Raw genomic sequence first — 15,702 nt, forward strand, 5'->3', positions numbered from 1 at the left:
TCTTTCTGGCGATTTTTTTATTCGTTTTTCTCTGTGAACGCTGTTGAAATTAGCTGAATTTCGTTTATTGTGATCTTAATCACTGGGTAGATTTACCCTGTATATTTATTGAGATGAATTATGTTAAAGACAGACGAACTACGGACTAAGGTGCTAGACAGTCTGGTAACACCAGAAACCTTAGCAAAAGAGTTCCCCATTTCTGATGAGATAATCCAAAATATCACATCAGCACGTAAACGAATTGAAGCGATCCTTACTGGCGAAGACAAACGACTATTAGTGATTGTAGGGCCTTGCTCTATTCATGATCCTAAAGCCGCCAAAGAGTACGCGACTAAGCTTAATCAGCTAAAAGAACGTTATCATGAGCGCTTAGAAATTGTCATGAGAACCTACTTTGAAAAGCCACGTACAGTCATTGGCTGGAAAGGCTTAATCTCTGATCCTTTCCTTGATAACTCATGTAATGTCAACGAAGGTATTCGCCTTGCGAGAAAGCTACTAATTGAAATAAATGCGTTAGGTTTGCCCACTGCAACTGAATTTCTCGATATGGTCACAGGCCAATATATTGCTGATTTAATTAGTTGGGGGGCTATTGGTGCAAGAACAACTGAAAGCCAAGTTCATCGTGAAATGGCTTCAGCACTCTCTTGCCCTGTGGGTTTTAAAAATGGCACTGATGGTAATACTCGTATTGCCATTGATGCTATTCGCGCTTCTCGTGTAGGTCATACTTTCTTATCACCCGATAAAAATGGCCGTATGACGATTTATCAAACCAGTGGTAATCCTTATGGTCATATTATTCTGCGTGGAGGTAAAAAGCCGAATTATCACGCAAGCGATATCGCTGATGCGGTTGATGCACTAAAGCAAGTGGATTTACCAGAGTATCTTATTATCGATTTTAGTCATGGCAACTGTGAAAAAATTCATCGTCGCCAATTAGAAGTAGCCAGAAATGTTGGTCAGCAAATTAAAGATGGCTCACAAGCGATTGTAGGTGTGATGGCTGAGAGCTTTTTACAAGAAGGCTCACAAAAAGTCGTACAAAATAAACCGCTTAATTATGGACAATCGATCACTGATCCTTGTTTAAGTTGGAATGATACAGAACAACTTCTTGAATTATTAGCACAAGCCGTTGAGAGTCGATTTCAATAAGCTTATTTATTAAGGGGTAATTTTTACCCCTTTTATTCTTTCTTCTACTTTCATCTAAACACCCCCCTATTGGCGTTATATTTTGAGAAAAATATAAGTCTCTTTTATTCCATTGTTTTAATTTTCATCGTATAGCGTTTAGTTATTCACAATATGACTTAAATTTATCTGTTTACGTTAAAAAAAGCTTGTCTAAACACTCTTGTTAACGATAATGATTATCATAATGATAACGCTTATTACTCTTAGTGTATTATGAATAAAAAAGCTAATAATTTGGATAGTTCTTTAACTAAACAGAATTCTCATTCTTCAATAATTCAATCAATCAATAGCATTGAGTTATTGGGTAAAGATGGCGTGGTTTACATTCAACACAACGGAGAGTTGTATCAACTGCGTCAAACAAAGGCAGGAAAATTAATCCTGACTAAATAATCATTTTGACAATAACTTGCAAGCCACCTACTCCCTCAGCTAGGCAGCCAGCTAAATAACTCCATATACAAGGATTTTTTATGGACATTTATGGTATGTGTATGCTGAAAAAACATTTCAAATATTCAGGTATAGCGACAGCTCTTTGCTTGTTGTACACCCCTATTGCCTCTGCACAATCAGACAATACAGAGATGGACTCTCTTACGGTTCTCGGTCATTCCATTGATAAAACAACTCACGACTTTCATTCCATTATTGATAGTTCGACACCTCAAGCACAAACTGCATCAACCACTGGTGAAATGCTAAATAAAGTGGCTGGTGCAACCCTATCAGGAACAGGTGTTACAAATGGCGCAAACATCCTTATGCGTGGCTATGATCAAAAAGGTGTTAAGATCTTAGTCGATGGTATCGAGCAACCTTTAGAAAATACTATCAACAACTTAGGTGGTATTTTTCTTGATCCTTCATTAGTGAAACGCATTGATATAAAACATGGTTCATCTCCTGTATTACACGGTAATGGGGCAATGGGCGGTGTTGTTTCGTTTCAAACGCTTGATCCTCGCAGCTTATTGAAAATAGATGAAAAACTCAGTGCTAAATTATTTACCTCACTTTCATCCGTAGATAAGCACTTCACTTATGGGGGGATTATTGCAGGGCGACACGATATTGCCGAAGGTTTATTTGCTTACAGTCAGCGCCAACGGGGTCCTATTCGCTTAGCGAATGGTGATAAACTCGAAAACCACGAACATATTAACAACTTTTTTGCTAAAGCTTATCTCTACCCAACTGAAAACCAAACTTTCATTTTTTCAGCACGACATTATGAGAATAAAGGTACTCAGCGAGAAGTTTTACATCGCATGGGTGGATTTGGTAAGAACGAAAGTAACCAAGTAGAACGCCAATCTAAACAGAAAAATTATTCTGTCACTTATCATTATGAGCCTGAAATACAAAGTTGGATTAATTTAACCAGTCATTTGTATTACTCACAATTCAATATTAATCAAATATTTTTAACCGATACTTCCCTTTCTGATTATCAACGTAGAAAAAATCAACAAGGGAAAATAGGTAGAAATGAAGATCGGACACAATTAACTTATGGGCTAAAAATTGAGAATAACTCTCAATTTTCCTATTCAGATAAATTAAATCAAAAAATCATTTTAGGCACAGAAGCTTATCAACAAAAAATGGTTTCTAACCAAGCGGCAAAAAACTTCCCTCTTGCAAAAATGGTTTATGTTGCTGGTTGGGTGGAAAGTCAGCTCTCGACACCACATTTACCTTTAGCATTAACGACTGGTTTGCGTTATCACTATTATAAAAATAAACCTCAAAGTGAGCTAAATTCGCTTTTAGAGGATTTTAAACAACATAAACCCGATTTTCATCAAACAAGTAAAAACAATATTAGTAAAAATATTGCCCTAACCTTTACACCAACACAATGGTTACAACTCTATACCTCATATTCAACCAATATGAGAGTACCAACGCTAAATGAAATGTTTAATGACTCTCTTCATTTTGAAATACCGGCTATTTTTGGTCGTACAGCAAAAGGATTTTGGATCCCTAATCCTAATCTTAGCCCTGAAAAAAACCGCACTTGGGAATATGGTGGAAAACTGACTTTTTCGCACTTATTAGCATCTGATGATGAATTTTCTCTGAATGCGGCTTATTTTGATACGAAAGCGATAGACTATATTACGTATGATATTTGGGATGCTCGTGTATTAACGAAAAAACTTCATCTGCAAGCCATTAATATTCCTCAAGCACTTATCGACGGTGTTGATCTCGGCTTACGTTATTCACATCCATTAATTTCTATTGGGCTAGGTTATAACCGTACTCGAACCCTCGAATTAACTACGCATGAAACTATTTCGCCTGTTCGCCCTGAAGTACTCACAACCTTTATTCAACTTCCTATTGCTAAAACTCCCTTCTCATTAGGGTGGTCAGGAAAATTTGCCAGTGCAACAGAAAATAAAGGCACACATAAAGGAAGAGCACCTCACGTAAAAGGCAAAACAACCAATCGAATGCAAGAGCTTATTGCTCAATATCCAGGCTATGGTATTCATGATTTTTCAATCAGTTATCAATCTCAAAACAATAAAGATATTCAAGCTGCATTGGTACTTTCTAATGCCTTTAATCGAGAATATTTCTCGGCATTAGGTGTGCCACAAGAAGGTAGAAATATCAAAATGTCCGTCAGTTATCGCTGGTAGATGAGGAGCAATGATTTATATAACAAAGGGCTGTTTAACAGCCCATTCAATAACGGAGATCCATCTGCATGTCTCAGTCATCTTTATTGATAAAATTTAGTTTGCTGACTGTTGCTGTCTCTTCTGCTTGTGTGTCTGCACAAGAGAAAACACAAACTAATGAGGGAAGAAAATCAGAGGTACTTACTGTTTATGCAACAGGTAATGAACGCGATAGCTTTACATTGCCCATGATGTCAACGGTTATAAAAAATAACAATGCGTTGTCAGAAACCGCAGGAAGTGCTTCTGAATTACTTCGTCATGTACCTGGAATTTCTATTTCAGGGGCAGGTCGTACTAATGGTGAAACCATCAGTATGCGTGGATACAGTAAAAATGGAATACTGACACTTGTCGATGGCGTGCGCCAAGGAACAGATACTGGTCATATCGACAGTATTTTTGTCGATCCTTTGCTTATAAAACAAGTTGAAGTTATTCGTGGCCCTTCTGCTCTTTTATATGGTAGTGGAGCTCTTGGCGGTGTTATCGCTTACGATACTGTTGATGCAAGCGATCTGCTTTCAAAAAACGAACAAGGGGGCGTACGTGTTACTGGTCTTGGTAATACCGCTCAACATAGCCAAGGTTTAGGTGTCACTGCTTTTGGTAGACACGATAACCTTGATGGACTTGTTGCATTATCAGCTCGCGACAAAGGCGATACTCGCTATGGTGGCGGATATCGTGCTCAAAATGACGAAACCATTATTAATCTTCTTTCTAAAGGCCGCTGGTTAATTGATGATAGCAACACGTTAAGTGGACAATTCCGCTATTATCATAACAATACAAATCAACCCAAAAATCCCCAAGTTCCCTCAAATCCTACACTTGCAAATGTAGAAACTGATCGCACCACAACACAAAAAGATGTTCAGTTAACCTATCAATTTGATCCTTCAGATTCACAATGGATTAATTTGAAAACACAGGCTTATTACAGTGAAGTTGATATCAATGCCAAAACGATACAAAAAGGATTTGAAGGTCGAGAACAAAAAACCTATGGCGTAAAACTCGAAAACCGCTCACAAGTAGGTACATACAGCTTTGCATCACATGGATTGACTTATGGTGGCGAGGTTTATAAACAAAAACAATCACCAAGCCAAAATGCAGAAAGCTTCCCACAAGCCGATATCCGCTTTATGTCAGGTTGGGTACAAGATGAAGTCACTTTACGTGATTTACCTGTCTCCTTAATTTTAGGAACACGTTTTGACAAATATAAAAGCCAAAACGATCGTTATGATGATATTACTGCGGATAAATGGTCATCAAAAGGAGCAATCAGTATTACACCCACTGATTGGTCGATGCTTTATACCTCTTACTCACAGGCATTTAGAGCACCAACTTTAGGTGAGATGTATAACGATGCAAAACATTTTGATGCACCTTTCCCCGGCGCACCAGCAAACTATTGGCGTCCAAATCCTAATTTAAAGCCTGAAACCAATTCAACAACTGAATACGGATTCGGTTTTCAATTCGACGACTTATTATCTAATAATGATAATCTGAAAATTAAAGCTGCCCATTTCAATACTCGTGCAAAAGATTATATTGATGCAGATGTTGCTATTTTTCAGGGATATACACAATCAACAAATATTCCAAGAGCAACTATTTGGGGTTGGGATGTTTCTATGAGCTACCAATCAAAATTCTTTAATTGGGATTTAGCCTACAACCATACCAAAGGGAAAGATAATGCGACTAATGCCTCAATTACCTCAATTGAGCCAGATACATTAACCAGTCGCTTTGATGTTCCTATACCAAGTACTGATTTTTCTGTGGGTTGGGTTGGTCAATTTACTAAGAAAACGGACTTTACCAAACATGACCGTTTTAATCGTCCAAGCAATCGCCAACAGGCAGGTTATGGCGTTAATGATTTTTACCTTCGTTATGAGGGTGATGCCTCATTTAAGGGGCTAACAACCTCATTTGTACTGAGTAACGCATTTGATAAAACTTATTATTCTTCTGCAGGTATTCCTCAAGAAGGCCGAAATGCAAAAGTACTTGTGAGTTATCAATGGTAATTAACAATAAAATCAACGATACAATAGGAGTTTCTGTGAATAAATCTCTTTATGAGAGCTACCTGCAAGCTAAAACGGACAAAAAAGCACCGTATGCGCGTGATCTCGCTTCTTACTTAAATGTCAGTGAAGCTGAACTCACTCACGCCCGTGTAGGGCATGATGCAAAACGTCTACGCAATGATGTACAAGAATTATTAAAAGCCTTAAGTAAAGTGGGTGAAGTCAAAGCCATTACTCGTAACGATATCGCCGTTCACGAACATCTTGGTGAATACACAAATGCCCGTTTTAGCGATCATGCTGGCTTAATTTTAAACCCGCGAGCAATGGATTTACGCTTTTTCTTCGCTTATTGGTCAAGCATTTTTGCACTTACCGAAGAGACATCAAAAGGAACGCGTTATAGTATTCAGTTCTTTGATATGCATGGTGATGCATTACATAAAGTCTATACGACAAATAACACGAATATGGATGAATGGGATGCACTTATTCAATCATTCTTATTGGAAGAAAACCCGGCTCTCGATATCACACCTGTTGAACCCTACTCAAACACACCTGTTAGTAATGAATTAGCTGAACAACTTGAACAACAATGGCGTTCAATGACTGATGTTCACCAATTTTTCAAATTACTAAAAGAAAATAACTTAAGTCGTCAACAAGCATTCAAAGCTGTTCCTGATGATCTTGCTTATCAAGTCGATAACAACGCCCTGAAAACCTTGTTAGAACTCGCCAAAGAAGCACAAAACGAGATCATGATATTTGTCGGTAGCCGTGGTTGTGTACAAATTTTTACAGGTCAAATTGACCGCCTAGTCCCTCATCAATTTGAAAATAGCGATCAAGTTTGGATCAATGTTTTCAATCCTGCTTTTACACTTCATTTAATTGAAAGTGAAATTTCAGAAAGTTGGGTAACACGCAAACCAACTCAAGATGGGTTTGTCACTAGCCTTGAGATCTTTGATAGCAAGGGGCAACAAATTGCTCAACTCTATGGACAACGTACTGAAGGCACTGCCGAGCAACAACAATGGCGTGAACAAGTGAATACTCTCACTAAAATCGCCTAATCGGAGAATGATTTAATGAAAAGATGGCTTCTTTTGATCCTGTGTAGTGTAATGCCGTTCATCACTTCAGCTAATGAACGTATCGTTACTATTGGTGGTGATATTACAGAAATTGTTTTCGCATTGGGTGCAGGCGAGCAAATTATTGCAAGAGACAGCACCAGCTTAGTTCCTGAACAAGTGAAAACACTTCCTGATGTAGGTTATATGCGAATGCTAAACCCTGAAGGGATCTTATCTGTCAAACCAACATTGATCATTACCAGCGAATTAGCTCGCCCTTCTTTGGCATTACGCCGCATTAAAGAAACCGGAGTCGCTGTAAAAACCATTACAGGTACACATTCATTAGAAGCCATTAATGAAAAAATAGACACTATTGCGACTGTTTTAAATAGAGAACAAGAAGGCAATCAACTAAAAGAGAAACTCGCCCTCTCTATCAAACAAATTTCAACCACTCCTATCGATAAGAAAGTCATTTATATCATGAGTCATGGTGGCGTTATTCCAATGGCTGCGGGTCAAGATACTGCCGCAGATACCATTATTTCACTGGTTGGTGGTAAAAATGCCATGCAAGGATTTACAAGCTATCGTCCACTTTCTCAAGAAGGTGTTATTGCAAGCCAACCTGATATTTTGCTTGTAACCAAAGAAGGTATTAAAGGCATTGGCGGAATTGAGAAACTATGGGAATTACCCGGCATAAAATACACACCTGCTGGTAAAAATAAGCATTATGTTGTTGTTGATGACATGGGGTTATTAGGCTTTACCCTTTCAACACCCGAAGTCATGCATCAAATTCGTCAAGCCTTGGAGCAATAATGTCTCGTTTTCGTTCACCGTGGATGAGTATTTTAGTTTTACTCTTTTTACTCACCACTGTTACATTAATTTCTGTGAATAGCGGAGCATTAGCCCTCTCGTTTCATACATTATGGAATAGCTCTTTTGATGATATGGAATGGCAAATTTGGCTAGATATCCGTTTACCTCGCGTATTATTAGCCATTCTTGTTGGAGGCGCTTTAGCAATATCCGGCGCGATAATGCAGGGATTATTTAGAAATTCGTTAGCTGATCCTGGTCTGTTGGGTATTAGTAGCGGTGCAGCACTAATGGTTGCCATCGTTATTATTCTACCGTTCTCTTTTTCGCCAGCCTTTGCATTCTACAGTCATATTGTCGCCGCCTTTGTTGGCGGCTTAATTGTAGCAATGATTATCTTCTCATTACATCAATTGAGTGATGGTAATTTAGCGCGGTTATTGCTTGCCGGTATTGCTATCAATGCGCTTTGTATGTCCTTTATTGGTGTATTAAGTTACATCAGCACTGACCAACAATTACGTCAATTCTCTCTTTGGATGATGGGTTCATTAAGCCAGATTGACTGGAAAACCTTATCTATTGCTACTCTTGTGATCATTCCCGTCAGTATTTTGGCATGTTGGCAAAGCCATAAATTAAACCTATTACAACTGGGTGATGAAGAGGCACATTACTTAGGACTAAATGTAAGAAGAACCAAGTTTATTTTGTTACTTCTTAGCGCCATCCTAATTGGTTGTGCTGTTGCACTGAGTGGTGTTATTGGATTTATTGGACTTGTGGTTCCACACCTTATTCGCATGCGTATTGGTAGTAATCATATATGGTTATTACCTGCCACCATTTTGGGTGGTGCAACACTGTTACTCGCCGCTGACACATTATCACGAACACTAGTATCTCCTGCTGAAATCCCTGTTGGACTCATTACTGGATTAATTGGTGGCCCTTATTTCCTTTGGCTTATCTTACGACAACCCGCAGGAAGAATGTCATGATTGAAAAACAAAACACGCCATTGCTCTATGGAAATAATTTAACTTATCAAATTGGCAATAAGACCATTATTGATGATGTGTCACTTTCACTTAATGCTGGGGAGTTGGTTACCATTATTGGTCCCAATGGGGCGGGAAAATCATCGCTATTACGCTTATTAACAGGCTATACAACACCAACGCAAGGTCAGTGTTATTTTAAACAAAAAACCTATTCACAATGGAATAGTCAACAATTAGCGCAAAACCGCGCTGTTATGCGACAAAACAGTCAGCTTTCATTTTCATTTTCAGTAGAAGAAGTGGTTGCTATGGGAAGAACGCCTCATGGACAACAACATAAGAAAATTGCAATTGAGACAGCACTGCTCCAAACGGACTGTTTAAAATTTAAGGATAGAGACTATCGCCAATTATCGGGCGGTGAGCAACAACGTGTACAGCTTGCTAGAGTGTTAGCGCAATTATGGCACCCTATGCCACAAGAAGCTGTCTTATTCCTTGATGAGCCGACCTCTGCACTTGATCTTTACCACCAGCAGCATAGCTTACGTTTATTAAAGCAATTAGCAAAAACACAAAACCTTATGGTGTGTTGTGTTTTGCATGATCTTAATTTGGCTTCTCTTTATGCTGATAGAATTTTATTGCTGCATCAAGGAAAGTTAGTTTGTGAAGGTACACCACACAGTGTGCTAACAACGGAGAATATTCAAAAATGGTATGGTGCGGATGTAAGTGTTAATAGTCATCCAGAACACTTATATCCTCAAGTCTTTCTACGTCCTTAAAAAAGGTTAGCCACAGTTATTTTTACTAAGCCACCTCTTAGCTCTATTTTTAAGGGGTGACTTAGCTAATTTATTCTCAACAAACTGATCAATTGAAAATAAAATAGTGAAGAAAATACCACATCAATTGATTAATAAATCTTATTTTATTTTTTCAACTTTTAGTCAAATAAATTGACTTTAAAATACACCTTAATCAATGATTAGCTTTTATTTCACACAAAAAATATAACAAAGCTAAAAATAAAAGGTATAACAGAGCTATCAAATTAAAAAAATAAATCAATAAATTCAACAAAGTAAAAGTCATACAAAATAACATTTTTAATCATAAATATTCATAAAACTGAACCTTACTTGAGCTATATAAGCCAAACCTATCATTGTGATAATGATTATCAATCACGAAGAGCACTTTTTGCCTACCTGTTATTTTCCCCATGCTTAAAATAGATTATAAATAACATGCGTTACTATTCTATTTACTTGGGCACTGTGTCCCCACCATTTTTTGTGGGAGGTTTTATGGCTGAAAATGTCGTTAATGATATTCTGAAATGGTTAGAAACCCAGTTACAACGTAACGAAGGTATAAAAATCGATACAATTGCAAATAAAAGCGGCTACTCGAAGTGGCACTTGCAACGCATTTTTAAAGATTTTAAAGGTTGTACATTAGGCGAATATGTTCGTAAACGTCGCTTATTAGAAGCGGCTAAATCATTACAAGAAAAAGATATGTCTATTTTAGATATAGCTTTAATGTATGGCTTTAGTTCTCAAGCAACATTTACACGTATCTTTAAAAAGCATTTCAATACTACACCCGCTAAATTTAGAGAAAATGGCAAAATGCCAGACACTCATTACTTTATGTCATGTGAAAATCACTAATCAATTTCACATCACATTATTCTTCATAAAAAAACCAGCTCTTTTAGCTGGTTTTTATTTTTCATTATTTTCTAATATTGATAAAAATTACGCTATCGCTGCAACAAGCCATTCTTGAAGCTCATTAAGCTCTATTTTATTATTAGGATAACGCACAATGAGTTGCTCAATAAGCCCTTTTAGAGACTCTGGTGTATAACGCAGCCCTACCAACATCTCGGATAATGCTTCTAATGGTGCGGGATCTAAACTGTCTGTATATATTTGGCTTCTGATAACATTGCCACGCTCAATATCAAAATGCAGCTCAACACCACCCCATTTAAAACGGTTATCTAAAAGATGTGAAAATGCAGGAGCTTGCCCAAAATTCCACTCCCAACTACTTTGCTTAGCAAATGTTTCTTCAAAACCGGGTAAATCAGGTAATTTTTGTGGTGATATAATCTCTGCTTCTACTCGCTCACCATAGTATTCAAAAAAACTTTCAGTGATAGTTTCACAGAGTTTTTCGTGGGTAATATCTGGTTTTAGCTCAACTAAATTAGCCACTCGGGAGCGTACAGAAGTGATCCCTTTAGCTTGAAGCTTTTTCGGATCTGGATTGAGGTAATTAGCTAATCTAGATAAGTTAGCATTTATTAATAATGTGCCATGATGGAAACCGCGATCTTTTGTCTCTTTATAAGCTGAGCCTGAAACCTTTCTTTCACCATCATCTTGAGGAACCACTAAATCATTACGTCCTGATGCCGTAGCATTAATTCCTGCTTTTAATAATCCATCAAGAATAATTTGAGTTGATATTGTTTTGTTATACTCCGGTTTTCCCGCCATAAAGGTAAAACAGGTATTACCAAGATCATGGAAAACAGCACCACCACCACTTGAGCGACGAGCTAATTTCACACCATCTTCATCCATTTTACGGGTATTACACTCTTTCCATGGATTCTGCGCTCGACCAATAACCACCGTATTATCGTTACGCCAAAGGAAAAGCACACGTTGATCAGCGGGCATTTGTCTAAAAATACACTCTTCAACAGCAAGGTTAAACCAAGGATCATAAGACTCGGAAATTAACAGACGCAATTTGCCTGACATAAGGAATACCTATATGAAGAAAATAAGGTATAAGATACCATAACTCTCAATATATTAGGCTGTTAAATGGCACGAAACTACAATCGACGAGCTTGCCAGAATGTCTTTTTCCAATAGACATTATCAAGGGATGAACGAGTTACCCCTTTGCTAGTTGATGCGTGAATAAATGTATTATCAGTATCATAAATACCGACATGAAGCCCATTCTCACCACCACCCGTTTTAAAGAAAACCAAATCACCTGGCATTAAATCACTTTTACTGATTTGTGTACCATATTTGGTTTGATCAATGGTCATTCGTGGAAGCTTTATATCAAAGCGATCACTGTAAGTTTTATATACAAAACCTGAGCAATCAATACCAGAAGGTGTCATTCCACCATAGCTATATGGCGTGCCATACCATTGCTCAAGTTGCGACTTCAATTGCACTATCACCATGATAGGATCGGAAAGTTGTGTTTTTAAGGGGGGAGCTGGTGGAATACGCTTCGACGGGCTAGATGAACACCCAGCCAGCAGAATAATACAGAGTAAGAAAGGATAGAAAACGGACTTTCTCATTGCATCCACCATTATTGTTACCATAGATTTTAAAATCTATCTGCTTTTTTAAGCAAAAACAAGTTATTGAAGATGAATGAGTGATGATTGGTAGAATAAATCGCACAATTAACAACAAGGATCAGAAAATAAATTTATAATCATTAAGTTAGTGTGATTGTGTCTCTTTCGTTTTTTGACTTATCAGCCACACCCCAATCATGATAAATGCTACACCCGCTGTTTTTGTCCATGATGGTGTTTCTTGAAACCACGGTAATACCACTGCAAGAATATAAACAAACACATAACTCAAACTGATCAGCGGATAGGCTTTATTTAAAGGAATGGTGCGTAAAGTGAACAGCCAGCAAACCATAGAAAGGACATAACCGACAAGACCAACAAACACGATAGAAATTGACTCTATATTCGCCCATAACCATGTGAAATCAAACCACTGTTTTTCTAACTGTAATTCTGGTAGTTCAGACATACCAAACTTTAACAACAATTGAGCTGCTGTCACTAATAGCGCGCTTCCAATTGCCCATAAATAGCCTTTCATGCTTGTATACTCATCAATACAATGCCGACCATAATTGACGCGATACCAATCCAATGTTTCACATTAACAGGCTCTTTATAAACAAACTGGCCAATTAATGTCACCACAATAAAGTTAATGCTTAACATAGGATAAGCAATACTTAGTGGGAGAATTTGTAATAGTCGTAACCAAAAAAGCATCCCCAAGCCAAGCATTGCAATAGCAACAAAAAGCCAGAAAATCGTTTTTCTGGCTTTTGTCAATGAATCACTTTGCCAGCTAACCACCGCTTGTTTTTGACACACCTGCCCTATGCAGGTCAAAAAGCTCACGATTAGCAATAAAACAAATGACATTAATTACGCTTCTCATAAGTTAAAATAGCAACTCGATGGTTTGTCACCAGCTCTTCAGGTCTTGGCAATTGTGCTAATTTCTTAGGATCTTTAAACGTAATAACAACCGAAACTCGACCTTCTTTTCTTGCTTCTTCTAACCACTGAGCAAAATTATCAGGTTTAATTAATTTATGCTGAGAATCTGGATATTCTTCAACACCATAAGTTAATTCGCCAGTTCTTTCATAAAGATAGATATCACTACGTTGTAATTCCCACGCTAATCCCGCACCAATACCTACACTATTACTCACAATGTATTTGCTTGTGTTTAACGTCTCTATATTTTGGCGAATAAACTCTTGAGGTAATTTGCTATCTACGCTGCTATTCGGTATTGCTTGGCCGATACATAAGCTTACGCCTAGTGAACAAGACGCCGCCCATAACCAGTGTTTTCCATTAAGCGTAGAGCAAAGATAACCAATAATGCCCCATAATGAGAATGCCACTATAGCTAATACCCATTTAGACCATTCATATGGCATATAAATAGGTTTTGAAGAGGCTAACTGGATAACTAAAATAGCGATAACAACAGCAACACCAATAAAGATATTAATATAGCCGTTAATACGTAGCGCTTTCATTCTAAATTTACGGGCACAATCTACGCCGTATTTCGCCATTAGCATTGCTAGCGGAGCCATAAATGGCAGCATATATGTCGGTAGCTTACCTTTCGCAATACTAAAAAATAAGAACGGAACCACAAACCAGCATAATAAGAAGAATAATTCAGGACGTTTACGTCTTTTCTTCCAAGCCCCCATTAATGCACCCGGAAGCAATCCAAGCCAAGGGATCACACCTAATAAAACAACGGGGATATAGTACCAAAATGGAGCGCTATGCTGAGCATCTTCACCCGAAAAACGCTTAATGTGTTCAATCCAGAAGAAGTAGTGCCAATAATCAGGCTCGGCTTTTGCAACAGCTAGTGCCCACGGCAAACTAATTAATGCTGCACTAAATACAGCAAGTAAACCATAGAGCAACATTTGCGTAAATTGTTTTTGATACAGTGTGATAGGTATCATGACAATGACCGGAATAGCTAACGCTAGAAATCCTTTGGTCATAAATGCCATACCACAGGCAAGCCCTAATGTTATCCACGCTAATATTCGTGTTTTGACTGTGGTAGCTTTAAGCGCCCAAAAACAGCAAACCATACTCGCGGTAACCCAAAGTGCCAACATAGGATCTAATACACTGTAAGTGCCTACGCTAAACACTAAGAACATGGACAAATAGATTAAACTAGAAACAAAAGCGACTTGGCGGTTACGCCACATCATTCTTGCCAATAAATAGACAAGTAATGTGCTTAAAAGAATGGAAATAACAGAGCCAAAACGCACAGCAAAGTTAGTGTGACCAAAAATTAATTGGCTAACATTATTGATCCAATAACCTGCCACTGGCTTCTCAAAATAGCGAATATCGAGCATATGAGGAACAATCCAGTTCCCGCTCACCACCATTTCACGGCTAATTTCCGCATAACGGGTTTCATCTGGTTGCCATAATAACCGGCTGTTCAATGGAAATAAGTAGGTAAGAACAAAAAAAAGAGCCAAGAGGATGGCCCCGATTTTACTCGCCCGGTTATTCAACATAGTTTCGTTAGACCTCTTGTTGGCACCCTAACCAGCCTTCTCGACCCGGAAAGTCAGATCGAACAACTTTACCCATCGGAAGCGTTTCTTTATCTTGTGGTAATAAATCGCTTAACGGACAGAATTCGATGCCTTCATTTGCAATCATTGCCAGTAACTGCTCAAATTGAGCGGCTTTTGACATTCCTTCAACTTCGGTGTGGATAGTATAAACAGGTATTCCACTGTCTTTTTTGATTTCATCAATAATAAATTGATTAAAATCTACATCCTTTACCTTTGTACCAACGACTTCATCATAAGTTGGTAATGTTACTGGAATTTGCACCGTACCGATAGAACCATTTTCTAAAATAGGCCTAAAAGGATGCGTTCCTCGACAATCGCTATTGTAATCGAATTGAAAAGTTTCTTTAACTGTTAATACGCGTTCATCTGCTCGCCATCCAGCAACTGCCGAACATTTTACAGGGTTTTCAAGTGCTTTTTCCAGTGCTTCAACACCTAAACGAACTTGTTGCATTAATTCTTCTGTCGACCAGCGCCCGACTTTTGCCTGCCAACCTTGATGATCCCATGAGTGCAAACCAACTTCATGCCCCGCATCTTGGGCTTCTTTCATCAAATAACCTAAATTTTTAGCAATTTTTTTACCCGGCCATGCTGTCCCAGCTAATAAAATATCTAAGCCATATAGTGACGCAGCATTTGATCGTAGCATTTTCCATAAAAATTTAGGCTTTAAAAGGCGCCATAAATGGCGCCCCATATTATCTGGCCCGACACTAAAGAAGAAGCTGGCATGAATGTTATGTCTGGCAAATACATCCAGCAATTGTGGAATACCTTGTTTCGTTCCTTGATAAGTATCCACATCAACTCTCAAACCAACTTTCTTCAT

15 protein-coding genes are annotated in these 15,702 nt (G+C 38.1%); 9 read left to right on the forward strand and 6 right to left on the reverse strand.

All coding sequences use genetic code 11. The annotated features are described in order from the left end of the window. Window positions 1-120 precede the first annotated feature (120 nt). The 9 genes from GTK47_RS14125 (at window position 121) to GTK47_RS14165 (ending at window position 10,576) form a co-directional block, all read left to right on the forward strand. Window positions 121-1,170, forward strand: coding sequence for a 3-deoxy-7-phosphoheptulonate synthase (locus tag GTK47_RS14125; protein WP_165124248.1), 1,050 nt, complete (start codon window positions 121-123; stop codon window positions 1,168-1,170). Between the two features lie 255 nt (window positions 1,171-1,425). Further along, window positions 1,426-1,608: a hemin uptake protein HemP gene (hemP, locus tag GTK47_RS14130; protein ID WP_088495769.1), complete on the forward strand. Its 183-nt coding sequence runs from the start codon at window positions 1,426-1,428 to the stop codon at window positions 1,606-1,608. 80 nt (window positions 1,609-1,688) lie between these two features. After that, window positions 1,689-3,875: a TonB-dependent receptor gene (locus GTK47_RS14135; RefSeq protein ID WP_165124251.1), complete on the forward strand. Its 2,187-nt coding sequence runs from the start codon at window positions 1,689-1,691 to the stop codon at window positions 3,873-3,875. Between the two features lie 68 nt (window positions 3,876-3,943). Continuing rightward, window positions 3,944-5,971, forward strand: a complete 2,028-nt coding sequence (locus GTK47_RS14140) for a TonB-dependent hemoglobin/transferrin/lactoferrin family receptor (protein ID WP_165124254.1) — start codon at window positions 3,944-3,946, stop codon at window positions 5,969-5,971. 35 nt (window positions 5,972-6,006) lie between these two features. Next, the gene (locus GTK47_RS14145; protein ID WP_165124257.1) at window positions 6,007-7,056 is read left to right on the forward strand and encodes a ChuX/HutX family heme-like substrate-binding protein; all 1,050 of its coding nucleotides are present in this window, start codon (window positions 6,007-6,009) and stop codon (window positions 7,054-7,056) included. A gap of 15 nt (window positions 7,057-7,071) precedes the next feature. Further along, on the forward strand, window positions 7,072-7,887 hold the full coding sequence (locus GTK47_RS14150; protein WP_165124260.1) for an ABC transporter substrate-binding protein: 816 nt from the start codon (window positions 7,072-7,074) through the stop codon (window positions 7,885-7,887). Beyond that, entirely contained in the window at window positions 7,887-8,891 is a 1,005-nt protein-coding gene (locus tag GTK47_RS14155; RefSeq protein WP_165124262.1) for an iron ABC transporter permease, read from the forward strand. The genes GTK47_RS14150 and GTK47_RS14155 overlap by 1 nt, the downstream gene beginning before the upstream one ends. After that, on the forward strand, window positions 8,888-9,682 hold the full coding sequence (locus tag GTK47_RS14160) for a heme ABC transporter ATP-binding protein (protein ID WP_161710866.1): 795 nt from the start codon (window positions 8,888-8,890) through the stop codon (window positions 9,680-9,682). The genes GTK47_RS14155 and GTK47_RS14160 overlap by 4 nt, the downstream gene beginning before the upstream one ends. 525 nt (window positions 9,683-10,207) lie before the next feature. Next, entirely contained in the window at window positions 10,208-10,576 is a 369-nt protein-coding gene (locus tag GTK47_RS14165) for a helix-turn-helix domain-containing protein (protein WP_165124265.1), read from the forward strand. A gap of 87 nt (window positions 10,577-10,663) precedes the next feature. Here the strand turns inward: GTK47_RS14165 and GTK47_RS14170 are convergent, their stop codons facing one another. The 6 genes from GTK47_RS14170 to arnD form a co-directional block, all read right to left on the reverse strand. Then, complete coding sequence (locus GTK47_RS14170; RefSeq protein ID WP_165124267.1) at window positions 10,664-11,683, reverse strand: lipoate--protein ligase A; 1,020 nt, start codon at window positions 11,681-11,683, stop codon at window positions 10,664-10,666. A gap of 77 nt (window positions 11,684-11,760) precedes the next feature. Beyond that, window positions 11,761-12,252: an NlpC/P60 family protein gene (locus GTK47_RS14175; protein ID WP_036937364.1), complete on the reverse strand. Its 492-nt coding sequence runs from the start codon at window positions 12,250-12,252 to the stop codon at window positions 11,761-11,763. Window positions 12,253-12,400: 148 nt separating this feature from the next. After that, window positions 12,401-12,799, reverse strand: coding sequence for a 4-amino-4-deoxy-L-arabinose-phosphoundecaprenol flippase subunit ArnF (arnF, locus tag GTK47_RS14180; RefSeq protein ID WP_165124270.1), 399 nt, complete (start codon window positions 12,797-12,799; stop codon window positions 12,401-12,403). Then, on the reverse strand, window positions 12,796-13,137 hold the full coding sequence (arnE, locus tag GTK47_RS14185; protein WP_165124273.1) for a 4-amino-4-deoxy-L-arabinose-phosphoundecaprenol flippase subunit ArnE: 342 nt from the start codon (window positions 13,135-13,137) through the stop codon (window positions 12,796-12,798). The genes arnF and arnE overlap by 4 nt, the downstream gene beginning before the upstream one ends. Then, window positions 13,137-14,801, reverse strand: coding sequence for a lipid IV(A) 4-amino-4-deoxy-L-arabinosyltransferase (arnT, locus tag GTK47_RS14190; protein ID WP_165124276.1), 1,665 nt, complete (start codon window positions 14,799-14,801; stop codon window positions 13,137-13,139). Before arnT ends, arnE begins: the two co-directional genes overlap by 1 nt. A gap of 7 nt (window positions 14,802-14,808) precedes the next feature. After that, entirely contained in the window at window positions 14,809-15,702 is an 894-nt protein-coding gene (arnD, locus tag GTK47_RS14195; protein ID WP_165124279.1) for a 4-deoxy-4-formamido-L-arabinose-phosphoundecaprenol deformylase, read from the reverse strand.

Origin of the sequence: Proteus sp. ZN5, from assembly GCF_011046025.1 — a bacterium.
GTDB lineage: Bacteria > Pseudomonadota > Gammaproteobacteria > Enterobacterales > Enterobacteriaceae > Proteus.

Coding starts and splice junctions, on each gene's coding strand:
- GTK47_RS14125 (WP_165124248.1), top strand. CDS start 121: ATGTTAAAGACAGACGAACTACGGACTAAGGTGCTAGACAGTCTGGTA.
- hemP (WP_088495769.1), top strand. CDS start 1,426: ATGAATAAAAAAGCTAATAATTTGGATAGTTCTTTAACTAAACAGAAT.
- GTK47_RS14135 (WP_165124251.1), top strand. CDS start 1,689: ATGGACATTTATGGTATGTGTATGCTGAAAAAACATTTCAAATATTCA.
- GTK47_RS14140 (WP_165124254.1), top strand. CDS start 3,944: ATGTCTCAGTCATCTTTATTGATAAAATTTAGTTTGCTGACTGTTGCT.
- GTK47_RS14150 (WP_165124260.1), top strand. CDS start 7,072: ATGAAAAGATGGCTTCTTTTGATCCTGTGTAGTGTAATGCCGTTCATC.
- GTK47_RS14155 (WP_165124262.1), top strand. CDS start 7,887: ATGTCTCGTTTTCGTTCACCGTGGATGAGTATTTTAGTTTTACTCTTT.
- GTK47_RS14160 (WP_161710866.1), top strand. CDS start 8,888: ATGATTGAAAAACAAAACACGCCATTGCTCTATGGAAATAATTTAACT.
- GTK47_RS14165 (WP_165124265.1), top strand. CDS start 10,208: ATGGCTGAAAATGTCGTTAATGATATTCTGAAATGGTTAGAAACCCAG.
- GTK47_RS14170 (WP_165124267.1), bottom strand. CDS start 11,683: ATGTCAGGCAAATTGCGTCTGTTAATTTCCGAGTCTTATGATCCTTGG.
- GTK47_RS14175 (WP_036937364.1), bottom strand. CDS start 12,252: ATGAGAAAGTCCGTTTTCTATCCTTTCTTACTCTGTATTATTCTGCTG.
- arnF (WP_165124270.1), bottom strand. CDS start 12,799: ATGAAAGGCTATTTATGGGCAATTGGAAGCGCGCTATTAGTGACAGCA.
- arnE (WP_165124273.1), bottom strand. CDS start 13,137: ATGTCATTTGTTTTATTGCTAATCGTGAGCTTTTTGACCTGCATAGGG.
- arnT (WP_165124276.1), bottom strand. CDS start 14,801: ATGTTGAATAACCGGGCGAGTAAAATCGGGGCCATCCTCTTGGCTCTT.
- arnD (WP_165124279.1), bottom strand. CDS start 15,702: ATGAAGAAAGTTGGTTTGAGAGTTGATGTGGATACTTATCAAGGAACG.